Source organism: Sellimonas caecigallum, assembly GCF_019754295.1.
Classification (GTDB): Bacteria; Bacillota; Clostridia; order Lachnospirales; family Lachnospiraceae; genus Sellimonas; species Sellimonas caecigallum.
Map to the genome: position 1 here is coordinate 25,508 of NZ_VIRV01000013.1, position 22,784 is coordinate 48,291.

A 22,784-nucleotide genomic window follows, 5' to 3' on the forward strand; every position below is an offset into this window, starting at 1 on the left:
CGTGCGGATCCCCTGCGCATTCCATGCTATCATCTTATATAAGAACGCCGCAAAAAGCAAGCTATATTCTCCATATTCCCACCACGAGTACCGTCATATCGTCCAGCGGCTCCTCGCCGCTCCACTCCAAAACCTGCTCCAGTATATGGTGTGCCATTTCCCTCGGATTATTCAGGTTCGTTCCCCGGATGATCGTATCCAGCAAAAACTCCTGCTCTCCTACAGGAAGAGCGTCCAGAACCCCATCCGTGATCATGATGACAAGATCTCCGCTTGCGACTTTTCGCTTTACACTTTGCAGCTCCAATTCCTGCAAAACACCAAGAGGCAGATTTGTAGAACAGATTCGTTCCATTTCCGTCCCGTGCCGTATAAATGTTGTGGAAGCTCCGGCTTTGATAAGTTCCACCGTACCGTCATACAAGTCAAAAATACTGATATCCAGTGTAGAAAAGCGGATTTCCTCCCTCCCCATCACAAGCGCAGTATTCATCATCCGGATGGCCGTCTCCACCGGGAATCCCGCTTCCAGAAGCTCTTCCAGCATTTCCACAACCATGGCGCTCTCCCGAAACGCTTCCTCCCCGGAACCCATCCCGTCCGACAAGGCAACCGCCTGTCGTCCTGCCGGAAGTTCCATCATAGAGAAACTATCCCCGGATATGTTAGCACAGCCTTTTCCAATTTTTGCCACTCCCTGGAGTGTATAGAATCTGAGCCGTTCCAGAAATACGACAGTGGCATATTCCGTGCCAAGAGACGTCCTTTCATCTCTTGCCGGCTCCATATTTCTCCCGGTACAAACAGAGAGAATATAGGCAAGCTCTTTTGTCGTCATAAAGCGTCCCTTGGATGCTTTCCCGGTAAGATGAATCTCATAACGTCCCTTTGGGGTCATCAAAAATACGATGCTCAGAAGACGCACCCCTTCGCTTTTCAATTTCCCTCGGATCTTCTTCTCCAGCCGTTCATCCGAAAAGATACTCGCATCCAGCTCTCTTGTCGTATGACGGATCATCCTGGCAAAAGTGTCAAGCTCAATGGCGCACCCTTCTCTGTTCTGCACGATTCGATTGTTCCAGAACATCGCCTGCTTCGCATCCTGAAATGTCTCCATCGTCTCCCTCAGAAACCGCGGCGCCATGACGCAGTATTTCTGCAGCCTTTTTTTGATGTCCATATTCAGTTCCGTCCCGTATTCGTCAGCTGCTTTCAAAATCTCGTAGACCATTTGATATGTACGCACACGGTTTTCTCCAAGGCACCATTTCCGGTTCTCACAGTTTGCACAGACTGCATCGGAAACTCTCGAAAACATCTCCTCGATCTCATGTTGCGTAAACGTTCCTCTTTGTCCTTCCATACGGAAAAACGTGTTGGAAAGGTGCTCCAGTGATCTGCCGAATTTCTCCATCTGTTCCACATATGGATTTAAAACATAATTCTTTTCTCCCATCTTCTGCCCCTTCATGATCTTGTTATCTTAATTTATGACCAAAGCGGACTCCCCGCCTCAGCGCAACAAGACAATGTCCTGTTTGATACAAAAAAGCTTTGGGAAATACACCGATTTCCCAAAGCTGTCTTCTGTAATACACGATCGAATTATTCTTCCGGCTTAAAAAGAATCTCATTTTCTTTTGCCATGCCAAGTTTATCTCTTGCCGTGTCCTCAACATATTCATCTGTTCCAACGTATTCTTTATATTTCTCGATTTCTTTTGCTTTTTCCTGTTCTGTCTTCTTTTCCTTTTCGAGTTTTGATATCTGGGCACTTTGTTCCTTCATCTGGGAACGAAGAGAAACACCATGAACGGCTGTGGCTCCTGCAAGTACAAGAAGAATACAGGAAATAAAAATCATACTGCTTCGATATCTCGTGATACGAGGCTGTCTTAAGTTTTTCTGTCTCTTTTTTCTTCTGGCTGCCATCTCTTTCACCTGACCAAAAATCCTCTGTGTTTCGGGTTATACATTATATACTATCCTTTTTATGCAGATTAATCAACACCTTTTCCGCCTTTTCCCTGTCTTTTCCTGTGAATTTTTCTACACATTTTCCCCGTCTTTGACAAAACAGCGGAAAGAAACAGTACACCCATGGCCGTACCTGCCACAAAGTACCATCGTATAGTACCCTGACTGGCATCAAAAATTTTCAGGAACAGGTAAAATCCCGTAAATAACCAATAAATAAAATCCTCGATGGAAACCACCACTCCGTTGTGGGGTACGATCTTTCTGAAAATCCGGATACATACATAGATCCCGTATACTGTCATGCCGCTGAAAAACGCTTTCAGAAATGCCGCCGTCTCTATCCCAAGCCCGCTCATCCGCCGGGCCCCTTTTAATGAAACAGGCGCGCCAGAAGCTTCCCGCCCTGTTTCGCCGCCGGCTTCATATCCGAATACGCGATTGTGTCGATATTCCCCGACAGATCCACTTCGCCTTTTTCCAGGCTCAGTCTGTTGACATGCAAATCTGTCCCCTTGACCATCATCATCCCCTGCTCTGTCTCCAGGAGAATCTCATTGAGATCAAAGGAAAGTACATCCAGCACACCCGTGACCAGGCTTGTCTTCCGGTTGTTTACCACCAGTTTGTGCTGCCGCTTGATCTGGGCATCCTCTATACCGTTTATCATACTGCTGCTCATCATCATCATTTCTCATCCTCACTTCCGCATCGGCCTGTCTGTTTTCTGATGTATCTGTGATATACTATGACGAGCTTCCGCCTTTTATTCCTTTACGTATCAGATATAACGGAAGAGATCTTTTGCCTCTTCTTTCTTTGTCGTATCCTGGATATCCATCACTTCCACTTTTACCGCCTTTGTCCCGAACTGGATTTCAATGATATCTCCTTTCTTTATCTTTACGGACGCCTTCGCCGTCTTGCCGTTCACAAGCACACGGCCCGCATCGCACGCTTCATTCGCTACCGTTCGCCTCTTGATCAGCCGGGATACTTTTAAAAATTTGTCCAGTCTCATGTTATATGTCCCCCTTTTTCGTACACGTTCTCCGGAGTGCAGCTATACCGTCAGCCGTGTATGCTAAAAACAGAGGGCCGAAGCCCTCTGTCAAATGTTCACAAATGGAATTTCCTATGCGTTGATAGCATCCTTTAACGCTTTGCCCGCTTTAAATTTCGGTGCTTTGCAAGCTTCGATCTTCATTGTTTTTCCAGTCTGCGGGTTTCTTCCTTCTCTTGCAGCTCTTTCGCTTACTTCGAATGTTCCAAATCCTACTAACTGAACTTTTTCTCCTTTTTTCAGTTCTTCTGTCACAACGTCGATGAATGCTTTCAATGCTTTTTCAGAATCTTTTTTAGAAATTTCTGCCTTTTCTGCAACTGCTGTGATTAATTCTGTTTTGTTCATGGGTTAATTCCTCCTAAATTTTTCCGTTATAGAATCTGTGTCTTACTAGCCAATTCTACCCGGCAAAAACAACGGTTTTTCGCCATTTTGCCTTTATTTAAAGTTATAACGGTTTCTCCTGTATTTGTCAAGCAAATTCTCTTCTCATCGCCCTTTTCTGCCGCGCATTTCCGGAATTTTTCACAGCCTTACATCATATTGTCGATCATTGCCAAAACTTCTTTTCCCATAGCCTCAGATTTGCTGTCTGCATCTTCCAGAGAAGTGCCTTTTACTCCGTAATAGAACTTAACCTTTGGCTCGGTTCCGGATGGTCTTACACACAGCCATGCATCATCACTGAGATCATAGTAGAGTACGTTTGATTTCGGAAGGCCTGTCGGAGAAACTTCGCCTGTCTCCAGGTCTTTAATGGTGTCTGCGTCGTAATCGCGCGCCTTGAGCACTTTGTATTCTCCCACTTTTACAGGCGGATTATTCCTCAATGTCTCCAGAATAGATTTGATCTTTTCCAGTCCTTCAATACCTTTCATTGTGACAGACTGGATCGCATCTTTGTAGTATCCATATTTTTCATACATATCGATCATCGCATCCCAGAGTGTCTTGCCCTGTGTTTTATAATAAGCCGCCGCCTCGCAGAGAGCCATCGTTGCAACGATCGCATCTTTGTCCCTGGCATGTGTGCCGATCAGACATCCATAGCTTTCTTCAAATCCGAACACATACTGCCCTTTTCCGCTCGTCTCAAATCCAAGGATCTGCTGCCCAATGTACTTAAATCCTGTCAGTACCTCGATGAGTCCAAGGCCATATGATTTCGCAATGGCATCTGCCATGTTTGTCGTCACGATCGTCTTGATGAGATATCCGTCTTCCGGAAGTCCTCTAACTGCCTTTCTCTGACTGATCTCATACTCAGCGAGGAGGCATCCGGACATATTTCCTGTCAAGACTTTGTATTCCCCTGATTTTGTATCTTTGACGTATACCCCAAGACGGTCCGCATCCGGGTCCGTGGCAAGAACAAGGTCTGCGTCCACTTCTTTTGCAAGTTTCAGTCCAAGTGTAAAAGCCTCTTCCGCTTCCGGGTTCGGGTAAGATACCGTCGGAAATTCTCCGTCCGGCAGTTCCTGTTCTTTCACAACATAGACGTTTTCAAATCCCAGTTCCTTAAGCACTCTTCTGGCCGGGATATTTCCGGTTCCGTGAAGCGGGGAATAGACGATTTTCAGCTCTTTTCCCACTGCATCGATGGAATCCTGATGAATGACCTGTTTTTTCAGTTCTTCCATATATGCATCATCGATAGCTGCGCCGATCACTTCATAAAATCCTTCCCTGGCAGCGTCGTCTTTTGCCATCGTCTTCACATCGGCAAAATCAGTAACCGCCTTCACTTCATCCATAATTCCTTTGTCGTGCGGAGGTGTGATCTGTGCGCCGTCTTCCCAGTACACTTTGTAGCCGTTGTATTCCGGCGGATTGTGGCTGGCTGTAATGTTTATCCCTGCGATACATCCCAGTTTTCTCACTGCAAATGAGAGTTCCGGAGTTGGGCGGAGACTTTCAAACACGTACGCCTTGATACCGTTTGCGGCAAGACAAAGAGCCGCTTCATCAGCAAATTCCGGGGACATCCTTCTGGAGTCATACGCGATAGCAACACCTTTTTCTTTCGCATCTTTTTTTGTGATATAGTTGGCAAGCCCCTGTGTGGCTCTTCGTACCGTATAAATATTCATACGGTTTATTCCTGCGCCAATGACGCCTCTAAGCCCCGCAGTACCAAATTCCAGATCTTTGTAGAATCGATCTTCGATTTCCTTTTCATCCGATGCGATACTCTGAAGCTCTGCCTTTGTATCAGCATCAAAGTATGTACCGCCTAACCATTCCTCATATTTTTCACGATATCCCATTTTTTGTACCTCCTGATTGGTCTTATCTATGTGCAATATTATACACTACTCTTTCCTAAATGAAAAGAAAATATCTGCTCCAAAAAACGTTTCTTCATCTCAGTCTGTTCAATGGAAACCCGCAGTTTTTCTACACTTTTCGTGGAAATCCATGCTTTGTTTGAATTGTAGTAAGTGTTTGCACACTTCCAAAATTTCTCCGGGTAAGACAGGCGCAGCGCCAGGTATTTCTTCTCCTCCTCTGAGAGCGGATTGACCGCAGTGTAAGCCCTCATGATCTCTGCACCGAGCTTGCTGTTCCACTGATGCTTTTCCATAACTTTTCTGAGAAAATAGTAAAGATCCGCCGCCTGAATATCCGTGCAAAAATGTTCAAAGTTGACTACGCGTATCTCTCCTCCCGCCATTACGATAAGATTATGGTAATTGTACTCGCCATGTATGAGGCATCCCTGCTCCTTCGCTTCCCGTCGTATCTTTTCATACCCGGACTCCAACAGCCCCTGCTCCGCGCTGACCGCCACATCGTACATGAGCTGAAAACATTCCAGAAACTTTGTCTCAAACTCCCCTTTTACCGTCTTCTTCCGGATAAAGGTGCGCACTTTTTTGAGTTCCCTGTTGTGCTTTCCAAACTCTTCTGCCAAATCTGACGCCGGGAATCCGCTGGAAACTTCCGGAAATCTCAAAATCCGGTGGAGTTTTGCCAGATTTTTCGCCGCCTCCAGAAGCTCTCCTGTCTTGCGCACATCACATTCTTTGCCGCGAAACCATTTTTTCAGATAATATTTTGTCCCATCTTCCGTCACAGAAATATAGCTTCCGTCTTTATTCATGATCAGCTCGTCTGTCTCCATCTGCCCCTGTTCTTTCATCGCGCTGTGGATTTTTTCAAGAACCAGGACTCTCGCCTGTGACAGAGACGCCTCGCAAAGCAGCAGAGGTCCTTCTTCGGTCTCACAGAGCATGGCACCTCTGACCTTTCGGACCTCTTTTACTTCTATCGGATACTGATCCAGTACTGTCAAATCATAATCCCCCATAACTGCCCCCTGTCTTCTGATTCAATATTCTCTCTAATCTATGAATCCCAGACGGCAAATAGAACACGAAAGAAGGCCAAAGCCTAGCCTTGACCTCCTCTTTTTTCCATCTCCAAAGCCCTGGAAATAAGGTATTCTCTTTCATTTTTTCCCGGATCATCCACTACTTCCGCAAGAAGTGCATTCAAAATCTCGCCCATCTCCTTACCCGGCATAATACCTGCAGATATGAGATCCTTCCCGTTAACGTGGAGCTCTTTGAGCGAGACGCATTCTCCTCTTCTCAAAATCTCTTTATATACACTCTCCACCCCTTTTATATTGGCAATCTTTTCTTCTCTGTGGTACGTACTCTGCGCCAAAGTATCCGCCATACGAACTTCGAGATAAGCTGGGAATAATTCTTGTCCAATCTCTTTCATAGCCCGTCTGACCGGCTTCCCTTCGGCCGGCATCCGGCAGTCGTGGTAAAGCACGAGTTTTGATACCTTCCTTGTCGTATCATTGTCAAATTTCAGGCGCCTCATGACGTCTTTTACTATCCGCTCACTTCCGATCGCATGCTTTTTAAAATGCGCCGTACCGTCCTGATCCATAGTCTTGTACTCTGGTTTTCCCATGTCATGGAAAAGCATTGTAAGACGGAGGACTTTGTCTGCCCGAATCGCCTTAAGCGCCTCGATCGTATGGACGCCCACATTGTACATATGATGCGGCGTCTCCTGAGTGGTTTCCATCATCCGGTCAAATTCCGGCAGAATGACGTTCGTTATCCCAAGCTCATATGCCAAAAGGAGGAGCTCCGGATGTGGGGAAACAAGAAGTTTGACAAGCTCTGTCTGTATCCTCTCGGCACTGATCTTCCGAAGTGTCCCTGCAAGCTTTCGAATAGCATCTTTTGTATCTTCATGAATGTCAAATCCAAGCTGGGCCGAAAACCGGACTGCTCTCAATATCCTGAGCGCATCCTCCGAAAACCGTTCCCTGGCATTCCCGACACAACGGATAACACCGTTTTCCAAATCTTCCATACCGCCGAAAATATCCTGCAGCCCTTCTTTGTCATTGTAGGCCATGGCATTGATCGTAAAGTCTCTTCTCAGAAGATCCTCATGAAGGTTTCCTGTAAACAGCACTTCTTTCGGATGTCTTCCATCTTCATAGTCTCCATCGATCCGGTAAGTTGTGACTTCAAATCCTTCCTTCCCACGCATGACAGTTACCGTCCCATGCTCAATTCCGGTGTCGACCGTTCTTTCAAAAAGCTCCTTGATCTGATCCGGCTTTGCTGACGTCGTAATATCCCAGTCTTCCGGCTTTCGTCCCAATATCGAATCCCTCACACATCCGCCTACAACATACGCTTCAAAGCCGCGGCTTTGAAGCGTAGTGATGATCTCATTTACTCTTTGCGGTATTTCTATTCTGACCGCTTTTTCGATGTTGCCCATTTTAGTATGATTTTCCCCAGAAAACTTTATATTTCGCTTTCTTTCCACAATAGATGCAAGTATCTGAGATCGCGTCCTCATCTTCGATGAGACATCTGGATCCGGCTCCACCCGTCTCCGTTTTGATCTCGTCTTCACATTTTTCATCTCCGCACCACATTGCCTTGATGAATCCGCGATTTTCTTTAAACTTTTCCTTCATCTCATCCATCGTCACTGCCTCGTCGATGTGTGAATCCAGGAAGGCCTTAGCTCTGTCATACATGTCTTTCTGGATCGTTTCAAGCAAGTCTCCGAGTTTTTCTGCTACTTCTTCCATAGAGAAAACGATCTTCTCTCTTGTATCTCTTCTCACGACGACAACCTGTTTTTTTTCGATGTCTTTTGGTCCGATCTCGATACGAGCTGGAATTCCCAGCATCTCCTGTTCGCTGAATTTCCATCCCGGGCTCTTCTCTGAATCATCGATGTCGGCACGGATTCCTGCTGCCTGCACTGCTGCCAAAAGTTCTTCTGCTTTCTCAAGCACGCCTTCCTTATGCTGGGCTACCGGAATGACGCGCACCTGTTTTGGTGCAATTCTTGGCGGAAGCACAAGCCCGCTGTCATCTCCGTGAACCATGATGATGGCTCCGATAATTCTTGTGGACAGTCCCCAGGAAGTTTCGTATACGCTTTTTAATTCATTGTCTTTATCCAGGTATTTGATATCGAATGCGTCCGGGAATGCTTTTCCGAAGAAATGGCTCGTAGCTGACTGAAGCGCTTTTCCGTCGTGCATCAGGGCCTCTACTGTGTACGTATCCTGCGCCCCTGCAAACTTCTCGCTTTCTGTCTTTCTTCCAGCTACATACGGAATTGCCAGTGATTCACTTATGAAATCACGGTATACTCTCCACATCAGGAGCGTTCTCTCCTCAGCTTCTTCGTATGTCGCATGAATCGTATGTCCTTCCTGCCACAGGAATTCTCTGGAGCGAAGGAACGGGCGAGTCGTCTTTTCCCATCTCAGAACGGAATTCCACTGATTCCACACTTTCGGAAGATCACGATAAGACTGTACCGTGCGGCTCCAAAGTTCACAGAATAATGTCTCGGATGTCGGACGGATACAAAATCTCTCCTGCAGCCTTTCCATTCCTCCATGTGTAACCCATGCAACTTCCGGCGCAAATCCTTCCACATGATCTGCCTCTTTCTGGAGCAGATTTTCCGGAATCAGCATTGGAAGATACACATTCTCCACGCCTGTCTCTTTAAATCTTTTATCCAGGTCTGCCCGGATATTTTCCCAGATGGCATATCCGTTCGGAAGATAATTCAAACACCCTTTCACACTTGAGTAGTCGCAAAGCTCTGCCTCCCGTACTACATCTGTATACCACTGCGCAAAATCTTCTTCTCTGGAAGTGATCGCTTTTACAAATTTCTTGTCATTGGCCATATCCTTTATCTCCTTTCTCAAATTCCCCTTCTTCGGGGATCTATCTGCTCTCGGGGCGAATCCGAAGAATGTTCCTGCCAACAAAAAACACCGGCCATCCGTCCCACTAGGGACCGGATAACCGGCGGTACCACCCTGATTAACTGGCCGGATCTGACCCGGCAGTTCTCTTCATTCATCATTAACGCTGATAACACGCTGCATTTTCATGCAGAAGCTCCAAGGCCGGTTCGACCGTTTTCCGTTAAAGACTTGCACCACCCGTCTCTTCTCTGAAACTTCCATTCGATCTACTAATCCTCTTCTCTGCCCATTTTTATAAGGCTTTCGCCATGAAATTATTGGTTATTTTACCGTAAAAACCATGCTGTGTCAAGGCATCCACCCGGATTTTGGCACTTGATATTTTGTTTTTTCCTCTCTTTGCCTTCCTCGATCGCGGACTATTGTGTTTGGTGCAAGTTTATGGTATGGTTACGTGGAATATTGAAATGAATGAGGAGGAGTCCCGTGAAACCTGAAATCTTGTATGAAGACAATGACATCATCGTCTGCCGCAAACCGGCAAATATAGCTGTCCAGACAGCCGCCCTTTCTTCCGGGGATCTGGTCAGCGTTTTGAAAAATCATCTGTACCGCCAGGCAAGAAAGGCATCCACCCCTCAAAAAGGGGAACCGTATCTTGCGGTCATCCACCGTCTTGACCAGCCTGTGGAGGGACTTCTCGTATTTGGAAAAACAAAAAAAGCCGCTTCCGATCTAAGCCGCCAGCTTCAGAAAGACCATTTCGGAAAATACTACAAGGCTGTCGTCCAGGGATTTGCGCCAATGGATGAGGGAGAACTTTGCGACTATCTCGTCAAAGACGGAAAGACGAACCTGTCTCGCGTGTGCACTCCTTCCACGCCCGGGGCCAAAAAAGCCTCTCTCCATTACCGCGTTCTTTCCAAAAAAGAAGAGAAAGGTGTGACCCTCTCTCTTCTTGAAATCCATCTGCACACGGGACGCCATCATCAGATCCGCGTCCAGCTTGCCCATGCAGGCTGTCCGCTTCTCGGCGACCGCAAATACAACCCGACCGGTCTTTGTGTATCTGGTCTGGCCCTCTGCGCCTGCCGACTGGAATTTCTTCATCCCGTGACCAAAGAACTGATGCGTTTTGAGACGGAATCTCAATCTCCGTCCTTTGAATTCCCTATTTTTTAATCCTTAGCATTTTTATATCAACCCGGTTATTTACAAGCATACTTTCACGGTCTCACTATTCTTCCGCATCTTCTTCGGCCAATGCCTGCTCGTATCTCTCAAGAATAATACTCTGGATACGGTTTCTTGTGTCCGAATTAATCGGATGAGCAATGTCTCTATATTCTCCGTCCAATGCTTTTTTGCTAGGCATGGCGATGAATAACCCTTTTTCTCCTTCGATAACTTTGATGTCGTGGACAACAAACTCTTCGTCCATCGTGATCGACACCACTGCTTTTAATTTCCCCTCTTTTGCTACTTTACGTACACGCACATCTGTAATTTGCATAATTACCGGCCCCTTTCTTAAGTACTCAGTCTCTTTCTAAAGCGCATATCTCTCATTCTTTTCAACAACTATCTTTATGCCGTTTTCTCCTACATGCCTTGTGTTGGCCCGGATCGTATCACGGCTCTCGACAATGCAGTTTTCTATGTATGTGTTATCCCCCAGATACACATCATTCAAGATGATGGAATTCTTTACCACACAGTTATTTCCGATGAATGCCTTCTTAAACAGGATCGAATTCTCCACTGTCCCGTTAACAATACACCCGCTTGACACCAGACTGTTCTTTACACACGCGCCCGGATTATATTTTGCAGGCGGCAGATCACTTACTTTTGAGTAAATGGACGGATATTCCTTGAAAAAGTAGTTTCTCACTTCCGGTTTCAGGAAATCCATGTTTGTCTGATAGTACGCGTCTACTGTGGAAATATTGTTCCAGTAATTTTTCATTCTATATCCATAGATTTTTTTCAGGTTTTTATAACGGATCAGAATATCGGTTACGAAATCAAACCGTTCTTCTTCTGCAGCATGCTCGATCAGGTCGATGAGCTGTCTCCTGCGGATGATATAGATACCTGTAGAGACGGTAGTGGAATTTGCCACCATCGGCTTTTCTTCAAATTCATGGATCCTCATGGTGTCATCCATCTTGATCGTGCCAAACCGTGTGGCGTCTTCTCCCGGTTCCAGGTCTTTGCACACAACGGTAATATCCGCTTTCTTCTGAATATGGTACTCAAGCACCTCATTGTAATCCAGCTTATACACTGCATCCCCCGAAGTGATAATGACATACGGTTCATGGCATTTCTTCAGGAAATCCAGATTCTGATAGATGGCGTCCGCTGTTCCGCGGTACCAATATCCGTTTTCTAATGTAATTGTAGGAGTAAATACGAAAAGTCCTCCCTGCTTTCTTCCAAAGTCCCACCACTTGGATGAGCTGAGATGCTCATTCAGTGACCTGGCATTGTACTGTGTGAGCACTGCCACTTTCTGTATATGTGAATTTGTCATGTTACTCAATGCAAAATCAATACATCTGTAACTTCCGGCTATCGGCATTGCAGCAACTGCGCGCTTATGTGTCAGTTCACGCATCTTGTGATTATTTCCGCCTGCCAAAATGATTCCTACTGCTTTCATGCGCGTTCACCTGCCTTTATTAATGTCTCTCCGCTATCCATGACACCGTTCGGATAATCCGCGGCTTCTGTAACACCGCTGATGGCAGTATTTTTGCCAATCTGTACATTGGATGGAATCACGGAATTTTCTCCTATCGTCACAAGACCAAAGGAATAAATCGCCGGCTTTTCTTTATTCGGAACATCGCTTCCGATACCAAGCGTCACATTGTCTCCGATCTTTACATTCTCCGCTATGATCGCTTTGTCGATGACGTTGTTTGCCCCGATCTGAGTATCTCTCATAATGATCGAATCCCTCACGATCGTCCCTTTGCCGATGACCACACCTGCGCCGATGACAGAATTATGTACCTCTCCGTAAATCTCCGCACCGTTGCTTACGATACATCTGTCCACAACTGCCTGATCTGAGACATACTGCGGCGGAAGGATGGCGCTGTTCGTATAAATCTTCCAGAATTCTTCATAGAGATTGAATTCCGGGATAAGATCGATGAGCTCCATATTTGCTTCCCAGTAGGATCCAAGTGTCCCAACATCCTTCCAGTATCCGTTGTACTCATATGCAAAGAGACGTTTTCCATTCTCATGGCAGTACGGAATTACATGTTTTCCAAAGTCGCAGGACGGTTCGTCCGACATTTTGATGAGCGCTTCTTTCAATACCGGCCAACTGAAGATATAAATCCCCATGGATGCCAGATTGCTCTTTGGCTCTTTTGGTTTTTCCTGGAAATCGTTGATGCGTCCCTCCTCATCCGCGATCACGATTCCGAATCTGCTGGCCTCCTCGATTGGAACCGGCATTGCAGCGATGGTCACGTCCGCATTGTGCTCCTTGTGGAAATCCAGCATCACTTCATAATCCATTTTGTAAATATGGTCTCCTGATAAAATCAGGACATAATCCGGATTAAATGTCTCCATATAATCAAGATTCTGGTAGATGGCATTGGCTGTACCGGTATACCATTCGCTGTTGGTGCTTTTTTCATATGGCGGCAAAATGGTTACGCCCCCTACATTACGGTCCAGATCCCAAGGAATTCCAATACCGATATGAGTATTTAGTCTTAACGGCTGATACTGTGTCAATACGCCCACTGTATCGATCCCCGAATTAATGCAGTTGCTCAGCGGGAAATCGATAATTCTGTATTTTCCTCCAAATGCAACCGCCGGTTTTGCCACTTTCGACGTCAAAACTCCTAGTCTGCTTCCTTGTCCTCCGGCTAACAGCATTGCTATCATCTCTTTTTTTATCATGTCCTCACCCCTTGTCAGTAATTATAGTGGTCTTATTATAACACATTTTCCGTAAATATCGAATAAATTTTATATTTTTTTGTCCATTAATCTACTTTTTTTATGCATTTTACATAATCTTTACGTTAATAAATCGACACACTGTTGTTTATTTCTGATTTTACGTTTTTTGTCTCACTGATCATTATTATTCATATGCGCTTGTCCTCTTTTTTAGAACCTCTTTTTCAGCTTTATCAACCTGTTTATAAGGATTGTATCTTACATATCCTTATGCTAAAATGGAAAAGAAATTGGAATTACAAACATCAACGAAATAGGAAGTGTGATAATTATGTATAAAATCAACTTTGAGAAACCTGTTCACATTCATTTTATCGGGATCGGCGGCATCAGTATGAGCGGATTAGCCGAAATCCTTCTGAATGAGCACTTTACGGTAAGCGGTTCCGACAACAAAGAATCAAAACTTACAACGCACTTACGTGATATGGGCGCCAAAATCTCCATCGGACAGAAAGCGTCAAACATAGAAGACGGCATCGATGTGGTCGTGTACACGGCTGCGATCCATGAAGACAACGAGGAATTCGCCGAGGCGAAACGACACGGTCTTCCAATGCTAAGCCGCGCAGAACTTCTCGGACAGCTTATGACCAACTATAAGCTCCCGATCGCAGTGGCAGGCACCCACGGGAAGACGACAACAACTTCCATGCTGTCCCACATCCTGCTGGCCGGAGACACCGATCCGACGATCTCCGTAGGCGGTATTCTCCCGGCTATCCACGGAAACATCCGCGTCGGCAATTCAGAAATCTTCGTGACCGAGGCCTGTGAATATACAAACAGCTATCACCACTTTTTTCCAAAGATCAGCATCATCCTGAATATCGAAGAAGATCATATGGACTTTTTCAAAGATATCAACGATATCCGTGATTCCTTCCATACATTCGCAAAACTGCTCCCGGAAGACGGGACTCTGATCATCAACGGAGAGATTGACCGTCTCAAGGAAATCACAGCCGATCTTCCATGCAGCGTCATCACTTATGACACAAAAGATCAGCACGCCGATTACAGCGCTTCTGATATTGCATATGACGAGATGGGCAATGCGTCTTTCGAGCTCCTCATCCATGGCAGACCGTCCGGACAGATCCGCCTTTCTGTAAACGGGATCCACAATGTCTCCAACGCCTTGTCTGCCATCGCAGCCGCTCAGCTTCTGGATATCCCGATGGAAAAGATCAAGGAAGGGCTCCTTTCCTTTACCGGTACAGACAGGCGCTTCCAGTACAAAGGAGACAAAAACGGATTTCACATTGTAGACGACTACGCGCACCATCCGACAGAGATCCGAGCCACGCTTCGTGCTGCAGCTAACTATCCGCACCGGGAAACATGGTGTATTTTCCAGCCGCACACTTATACCCGCACGAAAGCATTTTTCCATGAATTTGCGGATGCACTCTCCCTGGCAGACCATGTGATACTGGCGGATATCTATGCAGCCCGCGAGACAGACACCCTCGGTATGTCCTCCGCCCTTCTGGCAGAAGAGCTACGCACCAAAGGCTGTGATGCCACCTATCTTCCAAGCTTTGAAGATATCGAAACTTTTGTTTTGGAACATTGTAAGGAAGATGATTTGTTGATAACTATGGGCGCCGGAGACGTTGTAAATATTGGGGAAACGCTTCTTTCCATGTAGTTTTCCACAGAATCCACACCGAATTATCCACAAAACCGTTGAAAATAAGGCTTTTTCTCGGGAAAAGAAAATGCTATAATACGTTTACTTTGATTTAGGAAAGACAGGGGTTTTAAAGGAAATGGGTATGTTGAGCATCCGAAACGGTTCTGGTCATCAGTTTACACTGGTTGCCAATGATTTTATCGACAGTTATATGACAAAGGCAAACGGCGAATATGTGAAAGTATATCTGCTTTTGCTGCGCCGTATGGACAGTGGTAAAGGGTTTTCTGTCTCTGAACTTGCAGATATACTCGAGATCACGGAAGGAGATATCTTAAGAGCATTCCGGTACTGGGCAAAGGAGGGGCTGCTTACCATCGAATACGGAGCAGGCGGAGATATATCCGGTCTTTTGATGGGAAACGCGGAGACGGAAAATAAAAAGAATGAAACCACCGCAAAAACTCAGGACAGCCTTTCCTGTTCCGATCCGATTGCGGAAGCGGAATCCTCGCCGCAAGAGGACGAGCCTTGGGGAGCCATTCCGGAACACACAGAGGAACCTGCGCATGCGGACAGCTCCGCAAAAAAAGAAACAGCACCTCCGATCCGTGACATCGGTCAGTACAAAAGCCGGAAGGAATTCAAACAGCTTTTGTTTATCACAGAAAAATATATCGGCAGACCACTGTCCCCTTCGGATGTGGAGATGATGTCTTATTTTTATGATACCCTTCAGTTCTCTGCAGATCTGGTGGAATATCTTGTGGAATACTGCGTGGAAAATGGACACAAAAGCATGCACTACATCAAATCGGTGGCGTTGGCCTGGGCAGACGCCGGTATCTCCAGCGTCTCAGAGGCACGCAGATCTGCAAGTTTTTACAACAAAGACTGCTCTGCGGTCCTGAAAGCATTCGGCATCACGGGCCGTATGGCTGCTTCCGTGGAGACAGATTTTGTGAAGAAATGGTCCTCCGAGTTCGGTTTTACGCTGGATATCATCATCGAAGCATGTAATCGGACTGTGTCCGCCATCCATCAGCCAAGCTTCGAGTATGCGGATAAAATCCTGAGCAATTGGCATAATAAAGGGGTGCACCACCTAAAGGATGTCTCTATGCTGGATCAGGCATACCTGCAGCATCGGTCCGCCAGGGCTTCCTCCCCTGCACCGACTGCGAAAAAAACGAAATTCAACAATTTTGAGGAACGAAACTATAACATGGAAGATCTGGAAAGACAGCTTCTCGAGAGCTAAGTAAAGGAGTTTTTTCATGGCTTTGACAAATTCACAGTACGACGCGATCATGAGGATGTATGAGAAGAAGCAGCTGCGTTCGCACGATCTGCTGAATGAGCATTTTCATGAAATATATGAAAAAATACCGCGGATCGCTGAGATCGACCGCAAGATCTCTCATGCCGGAGTAGAAAAGGCAAAAGCGCTCCTTGAGGGCGGGGACCAATCCATAGATGATTTCCGGCGTCAGGTCGCACTTCTGTCCGAAGAAAAGAAGACGCTGCTTTTGGCGTACGGATACCCGGAGGATTATCTGGAGCCATCTTACGAATGCAGCGACTGCTGTGATACCGGGTACATAGACGGGAAAAAATGCCGCTGCTTTCAGAAGGCCGAAATCGACCTTCTATACACGCAGTCCAATCTTCAGGACGTCCTGAATGCTGAAAATTTCCGTTCTTTTCGTCTGGATTACTACTCATCGGATTACATCGACCCGGTCAGCCGCAGATCTTCGCTGGAGATGGCAAAAGACGCATTGGATGTATGCCGTTCCTTTGTCGATTCTTTTTCCGACAGCTTCCAGAATCTTTTGATCTATGGAAATACCGGAGTTGGCAAAACTTTTCTTACCCACTGCATCGCCAGGGAACTCATTGACCGGATCCATTCCGTCATTTATGTGACTGCATCCCAGCTTTTTGAACTTCTTGGGAACAGGGAATTCGGGCAGCGCACTGAAGACATCCATACCGGTTCTCTGTTGGAGAGCTGCGATCTGCTCATTATCGACGATCTAGGCACGGAACTTACAAATTCATTTACGGTCTCTCAGCTTTTCATCTGCCTGAACGACCGGATCATACAAAAAAAATCGACAATTATCTCTACCAATTTGTCGCTAAATGAGATAAAATCTATTTACAGTGAGAGGACCTTCTCCCGCATCAGCAGCAATTTCCGCCTGCTGAAACTTGTGGGGGATGATATCCGAATAAAGAAGAAACTAATGAAATAACACAAACAGGAGGCAAACGAATGCTGCATCGTACAGAAAGAACTCTGGATAATATTCCGGTAGGAGCCCTTGGGATCATTGCACTCACGGGTTGTGAACAAATGGGACAGAAGGTAAATGACTACATTGTCAAATGGCGTAAAGAGGACGGACATATCTTTAAAGACGACGTTGTGTTTACCGGATATGAAAAAGACAATTACCTGATAGATGCCAAAACCCCTCGTTTTGGTTCTGGGGAAGCTAAAGGCGTTATTTCTGAATCCATCCGTGGAAAAGACATCTATCTTATGGTAGATGTATGTAACTACAGTCTGACATACTCTCTGAATGGACAGATCAACCATATGTCTCCGGACGACCATTTCCAGAATCTGAAAAGAGTCATTGCCGCTATCGGCGGAAAGGCACGGCGTATCAACGTCATCATGCCATTCCTCTACGAAAGCCGCCAGCACAAGAGAAGCAGCCGGGAATCTCTTGACTGTGCTCTGGCACTTCAGGAACTCGTAAAAATGGGCGTGGACAACATTATCACTTTCGATGCTCACGACCCGCGTGTGCAGAACGCAATCCCGTTGAGCGGATTTGAGACAGTCCGCCCGACATACCAGTTTGTAAAAGGGCTGCTCCGCAACGTAAAGGATCTGGAGATCGACAGCCGCCATATGATGGCTATCAGCCCGGATGAAGGCGCTACTGGACGTGCTATCTACCTTGCAAACGTGCTGGGACTTGACATGGGAATGTTCTACAAACGCCGTGATTACACCCGTATCGTAGACGGGCGCAATCCGATCGTCGCTCATGAATTCCTTGGCGATTCTGTAGAAGGAAAAGATGTGATCATCCTGGACGACATGATCTCTTCCGGGGACAGTATCATCGATGTGGCAAAGCAGCTGAAAGCAAGAAAGGCAAGAAGAATCTTTGCGGCAGCCACATTCGGCCTGTTCACAAATGGTCTGGAGAAATTCGACAAAGCTTACGAGGAAGGCATCATCACGAACATTCTCACAACAAACCTTATCTATCAGACACCGGAACTTTTAAGCCGTCCGTACTATATCAACTGTGATATGAGCAAGTATATCGCTCTTCTCATCGACACATTGAATCACGACGGTTCCATCAGCAGCATCTTAAGTCCGAGCGAACGGATCCAACACGTAGTAAACAAATACCGCAACGGAGAGGAAATCTAACTCCATCCGTCACGGTATGTGATATGCATCTCTTCAAGTGCTTCTCTTTCCCGCTTATGGCAGGAAAACAGGAGCACTTGTTTTTTATTTTCCGCAAGCCACCGAAGAGCTGCCCTCATCCTTTTTTCGTCATAGTAAGAGAAGGTATCATCCAAAATGATCGGGAATTCTTCTTCACACAACATTTCTGATGCTGCCATCCGCACCGCAAAGTAAATCTGTTCCAGCGTTCCTCTGCTTAGCCTCTCTGCCGGTATCTTCCGATTCCCTGAATAGACACTGATATTCGCCTTCTCCTCCAGGTAGATCCGGTCATAGCATCCCTCAGTAATTTCCTTAAGAATCCGGGACGCACGGCTATTGAGCCTTTCCCCGATATCCTGGTATACATCTTTTGACACTTCCAGAAGACGTTTCGCCGCAAGTTCGAGGGCTGCTTTTCTCATTTTCAGAAGCTTCTCCTCTTCTCCTATCTCGTACGTCTCATCAATCTGTTCCCGGATATTTGCGAGAGCTGTTTGTTTTTCCCTGATCTCTTCTTTGAATCTCTCCCGTCTCCACTCCAGTTTCTCCCTCGTCATGGCCGGATCCTGGTGTTCGGGCTGCACGACTTTTTCCATCTTGACTTTGTTCCAGAAAAAGAGGATCTCCGCGATCAATACCGCTGTGATCAAAAGATAGTCAAGAGGCCGCGGAACAAAGAGAAAAATGCCCGCCGCGGATAAAAAAAGGATCATAATGAGCGCCGGCACAAGAAAGCGTCTCCCTTTCTTTTCCACAGTTTCTTCCTGCCTGTCAAAATCCTGAACCCTTTCCCGCATTACCTCGTACTCTTTCCTGAGCCGTGTCAATTCCCGTTCGACATAAGCCCCTTCCTGCTCGCCAAGTTCCCGCTTCTTCAGCCTTTTTTCCTCCGCTTCCCGCACATTTCTGGAGAGTTCCCGCGCGCGCTCTCTGAGGTAAGAAAGAGATGCTTCCAGATCCATGTCACTACTGCCGGAGTGATAATAATTGGCAGCATAATTCTGTACCGCAGTCTGGAGCGTTTCTCCTGGCGCAGCTGCCAGCTGTCCGATGGCTACCGTATTCTCAAAAGTCGCCCTGTCAAGATCCGACAGAACCGCCTGCAGATCTCCGTCATCCACCGAAAGTTCTTCCCCGTCATCCAGGCAAAAAAAACGTGTTTTTTTTCCGTTCTTTGTAAAATCCCTTTCAATCTGAAACGTTCGCCCTCCGCTCTCAAACTGTATCATTCCTCCATATTGCCAAGGCTTATCCCACGGTTCATACCTGTGGAACATATCTCCGGCTGCCGCCCTTCCGCGCCCTCGCTCAATGTCGAACAACATGCTTTTCAAAAATGCGTAAATGGTTGTTTTTCCGGCCTCGTTTTCCCCCGCAAATACGTTGATGCCATCCCCAACCTCGATATTCCGATCATGAAATTTTCCGAATCCGCTGATCTCCAATCGCTTTATCTTCATCTTGGTACTCCCTTTATGATCCCCTTTTTGTTTCCAAAAGCGCCTTTACCCCTTCATAAAGCGCCATCTCTTCGAGGAGTCCATCCTCCCCTTCTTTCTCAAAACTCTGTATAAACCTTCCCAGAAGATTTCCTTTGTTAACTGCAGAAAGTTTCCCGAAGTCGTAAGACGGATTTGTAAAGTCCAGCACATCGATGACGTTCCCATACGGATCCATACTCGCGGCGGCAAATTCGATGTCCGGATCCCGAAAGCCGGTAATCTCTACCCGGTACATATTTTCGATACCCTGTTCTTCGATCTTCTCCCGGATCGTATCCCGCAGCAGACTCCCCGTCATCTTTTCATCCGCCTGGATATCCAGATGGATGTATTTTCTCGAAGCAAACGGCACGAATCTTGTCTTTACAAGTCCATTTGCGGCAGCTCCCAGAATGAATCCATGGTCTCCCGTGTCATTGGGATCTGTCGGCTCCAATGCTCCACAGTAGGAGCTTTTCTGCTCCTTCTGGTCTGGTTTGTGAATATGTCCCAGGGCTACATAATCGTAACCCAAAAGCTCTGTTTCCCTTTTCCGGAACGGCAGGTGCTTTTCATCTCCTCCGTGCAGGATAAGAATTTCCGTATCCTGGGTTCTGCGGCATTTCCAGGAATCTCGGATTCCCTCTCTGTATTCTCTGTCCCAGTAGCTGAATCCGGACACGGCCGTCCGAAGTTCCGGAAATTCAATCTTTTGCATCTCTTTTCCAAGAAGAGGGAACACATTGCGCGCCCACCGAAAACTCCGGTAATATGAATCCTGTTTGACAAAATCATGGTTTCCTGCCACCAGCACGACTTTCGTGTGAGTCAGGCGGGCAAAAAGAGCGTTGACTTCCTTCATCTCCCTGAGAAGAGGCTGTCTGTGAAACAAATCCCCCGCGATCACGAGGAGATCGGTCTTTTCCCGTTCACACAGGCTGATCAGCCTTTCAAAGCTTCTCCAGATCTCTTCCGGTCTGTTTTTCGTATATGCCTTGCCTGCGTCCGGTCTAACTCCTAAGTGAACGTCCGCCGTGTGTATGAATTTCACTTTCATCCTCCTTCCCGTGGATTGGAAGCGTCACGGTAAACCGCGTCTCCCTATCATCACTTTTCGCATGGATCGTACCGCCGTGAAGTTCCACGATTTCTTTTGCGATAGCAAGTCCAAGCCCCGCTCCGCCTGTCTGACTGGATCGGGATTCGTCCGCCCGGAAAAATTTTTCGAAAATATGGGAAAGCTTCTCCTCCGGTATCCGTTCTCCTTCGTTGGCAAAGACAATCCTTGCATCCTTTTCGTCCTGGGACAGCCAGATACGTATTACCGTCCCTTGCCTGCAGTAAGAAATAGCGTTTCGAAGCAAGTTGTCAAATACTCTGGCCATCTTGTCCGGATCCGCCTTCACAATAATATCTTCGTCAAAATCCACCTCGCACACGAGATCCCTTCCCTGGAGTACACCATACAGCTCGTCTGCGATCTGCTCCAACATCCTGCTGAGATTCAGCTCCGTCTTCTCAAGAATAATATCCTGCGCGTTAAACCGCGTGATCTCAAAAAATTCCCCGATCAGCTCGCCTAGCCGCATCGCTTTTTCCAGGGAAATCTTCGTGTACTTGCAGCGCTCTTCCACCGGCATCTCCGGGTGGGATTCCAGCATGGTCAGATACGCCACAATACTTGTAAGCGGTGTCTTCAGATCATGGGCAAGAAAGACGACCAGCTCGTTTTTCTTCCGTTCCGCCTCCTGCATCTCACGCTCCTGCCTCTCAAGCGTATATTTGATACTGTTGAGTTTCTTTTCGATGGGCTGGAGCTCCGTGATCAGATGGATCGGATCGCTGGATTCCGAGACAATGTTTTCAATACCGTCCTCCACCTGTTCGAGATACTTCATCATTTTTGACAGAGCAATATAGAAAAAAAGCGCAAACAGTCCGAGAAATCCCAGTATCATAAAGAAGTTTTTATTGTCGCCCAGTACTCTCCAGTACAGATTGATGGCAACTTCCTCTTTGACATGGAAAAATTTCAGTACGCCGATAAATACCTCCGAGAAATCATCGTTGTATACTCCATCGATGATATACTCCAGAAGGAATCCTCCGACAAGAACCGTAAGCGCTGTAACAAACACCGTCTGCAGCAAAATGCTCAATTTCAGTTTCCTGTATTTACTTTTTTTCAGTCTGCCCGGTCTATTCTTCAACCTTATACCCCACTCCCCAGACAGTCTTGATAAAATCGGATTTTCCTGTCGGGCCGCTCATCTTCTCCCGCAGATGCCGGATATGTACCATGACTGTATTATTGCTGTTTTTATAATACTTTTCATGCCAGACATTTTCAAACAGCTCTTCCGAACTGATGACTTTCCCTCTGTTTTCACAGAGAAGCCAGAGAATATCAAATTCAATGGGTGTAAGCGTGAGCGTCTTTTCATTGTAAATACATTCGTGGGAATTCCGGTCCAGGAAAAGACCTGCAAAATCAATGACATTGCTTTCCGCTCTTGTCCCCTCATTGTATTTTGTATACCGTCTGAGCTGAGCCTTTACCCTTGCCACCATCTCCAGAGGATTGAACGGTTTGGCGATATAATCGTCCGCCCCCAGGGTAAGCCCTGTGATCTTATCCATGTATTCCGTCTTTGCCGTCAGCATGATAACCGGAAATGTGTACTTTTCTCTGATTTTTTTCAGAATCGTAAATCCGTCAATATCCGGCAGCATCACATCCAGAAGCGCCAGATCAATCTTTGTGGACTCTATACAGGCAAGCGCTTCCTCGCCTGTATAGAATTTCAAAACCTCATACTGATCATTTTTCAAATACAACTCGACAACATCGGCTATTTCCTTTTCGTCATCCACAACCAGAATATGATTCATATACATCC

The 22,784-nt window shown here is 46.5% G+C and carries 22 protein-coding genes and 1 other annotated feature; of the genes, 5 read left to right on the forward strand and 17 right to left on the reverse strand.

Annotated elements, in window-relative coordinates; translation table 11 throughout:
- Window positions 1-61: 61 nt before the first annotated feature.
- The 10 genes from FLB61_RS09235 to proS all read right to left on the reverse strand — a co-directional run bounded on the left by FLB61_RS09235 (window position 62) and on the right by proS (window position 9,248).
- Window positions 62-1,456, reverse strand: coding sequence for a SpoIIE family protein phosphatase (locus tag FLB61_RS09235; RefSeq protein WP_087202889.1), 1,395 nt, complete (start codon window positions 1,454-1,456; stop codon window positions 62-64).
- Between the two features lie 149 nt (window positions 1,457-1,605).
- Complete coding sequence (locus tag FLB61_RS09240; RefSeq protein ID WP_087202890.1) at window positions 1,606-1,932, reverse strand: septum formation initiator family protein; 327 nt, start codon at window positions 1,930-1,932, stop codon at window positions 1,606-1,608.
- A gap of 68 nt (window positions 1,933-2,000) precedes the next feature.
- Window positions 2,001-2,336: a spore cortex biosynthesis protein YabQ gene (yabQ, locus tag FLB61_RS09245; RefSeq protein ID WP_087202891.1), complete on the reverse strand. Its 336-nt coding sequence runs from the start codon at window positions 2,334-2,336 to the stop codon at window positions 2,001-2,003.
- Between the two features lie 14 nt (window positions 2,337-2,350).
- Window positions 2,351-2,635, reverse strand: coding sequence for a sporulation protein YabP (gene yabP / locus FLB61_RS09250; RefSeq protein ID WP_087202912.1), 285 nt, complete (start codon window positions 2,633-2,635; stop codon window positions 2,351-2,353).
- 123 nt (window positions 2,636-2,758) lie between these two features.
- The gene (locus FLB61_RS09255) at window positions 2,759-2,998 is read right to left on the reverse strand and encodes an RNA-binding S4 domain-containing protein (RefSeq protein WP_087202892.1); all 240 of its coding nucleotides are present in this window, start codon (window positions 2,996-2,998) and stop codon (window positions 2,759-2,761) included.
- A 114-nt stretch (window positions 2,999-3,112) separates the two neighbouring features.
- Window positions 3,113-3,388: an HU family DNA-binding protein gene (locus tag FLB61_RS09260; protein WP_087202893.1), complete on the reverse strand. Its 276-nt coding sequence runs from the start codon at window positions 3,386-3,388 to the stop codon at window positions 3,113-3,115.
- Window positions 3,389-3,576: 188 nt separating this feature from the next.
- A complete protein-coding gene (locus tag FLB61_RS09265; RefSeq protein WP_221919957.1) occupies window positions 3,577-5,310 on the reverse strand; it encodes a phospho-sugar mutase in 1,734 nt (577 codons plus the stop codon).
- A 38-nt stretch (window positions 5,311-5,348) separates the two neighbouring features.
- Window positions 5,349-6,353, reverse strand: a complete 1,005-nt coding sequence (locus FLB61_RS09270; protein WP_087212895.1) for a CotS family spore coat protein — start codon at window positions 6,351-6,353, stop codon at window positions 5,349-5,351.
- Window positions 6,354-6,436: 83 nt separating this feature from the next.
- Window positions 6,437-7,804 (reverse strand): CCA tRNA nucleotidyltransferase, encoded by a 1,368-nt coding sequence (locus tag FLB61_RS09275; RefSeq protein ID WP_087202896.1) that lies wholly within the window; start codon window positions 7,802-7,804, stop codon window positions 6,437-6,439.
- Between the two features lies 1 nt (window position 7,805).
- Window positions 7,806-9,248 (reverse strand): proline--tRNA ligase, encoded by a 1,443-nt coding sequence (gene proS, locus FLB61_RS09280; RefSeq protein WP_087212893.1) that lies wholly within the window; start codon window positions 9,246-9,248, stop codon window positions 7,806-7,808.
- A 105-nt stretch (window positions 9,249-9,353) separates the two neighbouring features.
- Window positions 9,354-9,564: a binding site (T-box leader), on the reverse strand.
- A gap of 194 nt (window positions 9,565-9,758) precedes the next feature.
- On the opposite strand from proS, the gene FLB61_RS09285 reads away from it, so the two are divergent.
- Complete coding sequence (locus tag FLB61_RS09285) at window positions 9,759-10,454, forward strand: RluA family pseudouridine synthase (RefSeq protein WP_330625565.1); 696 nt, start codon at window positions 9,759-9,761, stop codon at window positions 10,452-10,454.
- A 55-nt stretch (window positions 10,455-10,509) separates the two neighbouring features.
- Here the strand turns inward: FLB61_RS09285 and spoVG are convergent, their stop codons facing one another.
- From spoVG to FLB61_RS09300, 3 genes are read right to left on the reverse strand one after another with little or no spacing between them, the layout of a single operon-like run.
- Window positions 10,510-10,785 carry a septation regulator SpoVG gene (spoVG, locus tag FLB61_RS09290; protein WP_087202899.1) on the reverse strand — a complete coding sequence of 92 codons (276 nt, stop codon included), beginning with the start codon at window positions 10,783-10,785 and terminating at the stop codon, window positions 10,510-10,512.
- Between the two features lie 36 nt (window positions 10,786-10,821).
- Window positions 10,822-11,940, reverse strand: coding sequence for a glucose-1-phosphate adenylyltransferase subunit GlgD (gene glgD / locus FLB61_RS09295; protein ID WP_087202900.1), 1,119 nt, complete (start codon window positions 11,938-11,940; stop codon window positions 10,822-10,824).
- Complete coding sequence (locus FLB61_RS09300) at window positions 11,937-13,211, reverse strand: glucose-1-phosphate adenylyltransferase (RefSeq protein ID WP_221919959.1); 1,275 nt, start codon at window positions 13,209-13,211, stop codon at window positions 11,937-11,939. The genes glgD and FLB61_RS09300 overlap by 4 nt, the downstream gene beginning before the upstream one ends.
- Before the next feature lie 334 nt (window positions 13,212-13,545).
- On the opposite strand from FLB61_RS09300, the gene murC reads away from it, so the two are divergent.
- The 4 genes from murC to FLB61_RS09320 all read left to right on the forward strand — a co-directional run bounded on the left by murC (window position 13,546) and on the right by FLB61_RS09320 (window position 18,379).
- Complete coding sequence (murC, locus tag FLB61_RS09305) at window positions 13,546-14,928, forward strand: UDP-N-acetylmuramate--L-alanine ligase (protein WP_087202902.1); 1,383 nt, start codon at window positions 13,546-13,548, stop codon at window positions 14,926-14,928.
- Between the two features lie 121 nt (window positions 14,929-15,049).
- On the forward strand, window positions 15,050-16,174 hold the full coding sequence (locus FLB61_RS09310; protein ID WP_221919960.1) for a DnaD domain protein: 1,125 nt from the start codon (window positions 15,050-15,052) through the stop codon (window positions 16,172-16,174).
- Window positions 16,175-16,190: 16 nt separating this feature from the next.
- Window positions 16,191-17,174, forward strand: coding sequence for an ATP-binding protein (locus tag FLB61_RS09315; protein WP_087202904.1), 984 nt, complete (start codon window positions 16,191-16,193; stop codon window positions 17,172-17,174).
- A gap of 20 nt (window positions 17,175-17,194) precedes the next feature.
- The gene (locus FLB61_RS09320; protein WP_087202905.1) at window positions 17,195-18,379 is read left to right on the forward strand and encodes a ribose-phosphate pyrophosphokinase; all 1,185 of its coding nucleotides are present in this window, start codon (window positions 17,195-17,197) and stop codon (window positions 18,377-18,379) included.
- Here FLB61_RS09320 and FLB61_RS09325 read toward each other — a convergent pair.
- Genes FLB61_RS09325 through vanR form a run of 4 tightly spaced genes read right to left on the reverse strand, consistent with a single transcriptional unit; the run spans window position 18,376 to window position 22,776 of the window.
- Window positions 18,376-19,863, reverse strand: a complete 1,488-nt coding sequence (locus tag FLB61_RS09325) for an ATP-binding protein (protein ID WP_221919961.1) — start codon at window positions 19,861-19,863, stop codon at window positions 18,376-18,378. The two genes, FLB61_RS09320 and FLB61_RS09325, sit on opposite strands and share 4 nt — an antisense overlap.
- Before the next feature lie 13 nt (window positions 19,864-19,876).
- Window positions 19,877-20,935, reverse strand: a complete 1,059-nt coding sequence (locus FLB61_RS09330) for a metallophosphoesterase family protein (protein WP_221919962.1) — start codon at window positions 20,933-20,935, stop codon at window positions 19,877-19,879.
- Window positions 20,895-22,043, reverse strand: coding sequence for a sensor histidine kinase (locus tag FLB61_RS09335; protein WP_246599184.1), 1,149 nt, complete (start codon window positions 22,041-22,043; stop codon window positions 20,895-20,897). Before FLB61_RS09335 ends, FLB61_RS09330 begins: the two co-directional genes overlap by 41 nt.
- Before the next feature lie 40 nt (window positions 22,044-22,083).
- Window positions 22,084-22,776, reverse strand: coding sequence for a VanR-ABDEGLN family response regulator transcription factor (gene vanR / locus FLB61_RS09340; RefSeq protein WP_087202908.1), 693 nt, complete (start codon window positions 22,774-22,776; stop codon window positions 22,084-22,086).
- Between the last annotated feature and the right edge of the window lie 8 nt (window positions 22,777-22,784).

Bases quoted from the DNA above. Each gene is read 5' to 3' on its own strand.
- FLB61_RS09235 (WP_087202889.1), bottom strand. From the start codon at position 1,456: ATGGGAGAAAAGAATTATGTTTTAAATCCATATGTGGAACAGATGGAG.
- FLB61_RS09240 (WP_087202890.1), bottom strand. From the start codon at position 1,932: ATGGCAGCCAGAAGAAAAAAGAGACAGAAAAACTTAAGACAGCCTCGT.
- yabQ (WP_087202891.1), bottom strand. From the start codon at position 2,336: ATGAGCGGGCTTGGGATAGAGACGGCGGCATTTCTGAAAGCGTTTTTC.
- FLB61_RS09255 (WP_087202892.1), bottom strand. From the start codon at position 2,998: ATGAGACTGGACAAATTTTTAAAAGTATCCCGGCTGATCAAGAGGCGA.
- FLB61_RS09260 (WP_087202893.1), bottom strand. From the start codon at position 3,388: ATGAACAAAACAGAATTAATCACAGCAGTTGCAGAAAAGGCAGAAATT.
- FLB61_RS09265 (WP_221919957.1), bottom strand. From the start codon at position 5,310: ATGGGATATCGTGAAAAATATGAGGAATGGTTAGGCGGTACATACTTT.
- FLB61_RS09270 (WP_087212895.1), bottom strand. From the start codon at position 6,353: ATGGGGGATTATGATTTGACAGTACTGGATCAGTATCCGATAGAAGTA.
- FLB61_RS09275 (WP_087202896.1), bottom strand. From the start codon at position 7,804: ATGGGCAACATCGAAAAAGCGGTCAGAATAGAAATACCGCAAAGAGTA.
- proS (WP_087212893.1), bottom strand. From the start codon at position 9,248: ATGGCCAATGACAAGAAATTTGTAAAAGCGATCACTTCCAGAGAAGAA.
- spoVG (WP_087202899.1), bottom strand. From the start codon at position 10,785: ATGCAAATTACAGATGTGCGTGTACGTAAAGTAGCAAAAGAGGGGAAA.
- glgD (WP_087202900.1), bottom strand. From the start codon at position 11,940: ATGAAAGCAGTAGGAATCATTTTGGCAGGCGGAAATAATCACAAGATG.
- FLB61_RS09300 (WP_221919959.1), bottom strand. From the start codon at position 13,211: ATGATAAAAAAAGAGATGATAGCAATGCTGTTAGCCGGAGGACAAGGA.
- murC (WP_087202902.1), top strand. From the start codon at position 13,546: ATGTATAAAATCAACTTTGAGAAACCTGTTCACATTCATTTTATCGGG.
- FLB61_RS09310 (WP_221919960.1), top strand. From the start codon at position 15,050: ATGGGTATGTTGAGCATCCGAAACGGTTCTGGTCATCAGTTTACACTG.
- FLB61_RS09315 (WP_087202904.1), top strand. From the start codon at position 16,191: ATGGCTTTGACAAATTCACAGTACGACGCGATCATGAGGATGTATGAG.
- FLB61_RS09320 (WP_087202905.1), top strand. From the start codon at position 17,195: ATGCTGCATCGTACAGAAAGAACTCTGGATAATATTCCGGTAGGAGCC.
- FLB61_RS09325 (WP_221919961.1), bottom strand. From the start codon at position 19,863: ATGAAGATAAAGCGATTGGAGATCAGCGGATTCGGAAAATTTCATGAT.
- vanR (WP_087202908.1), bottom strand. From the start codon at position 22,776: ATGAATCATATTCTGGTTGTGGATGACGAAAAGGAAATAGCCGATGTT.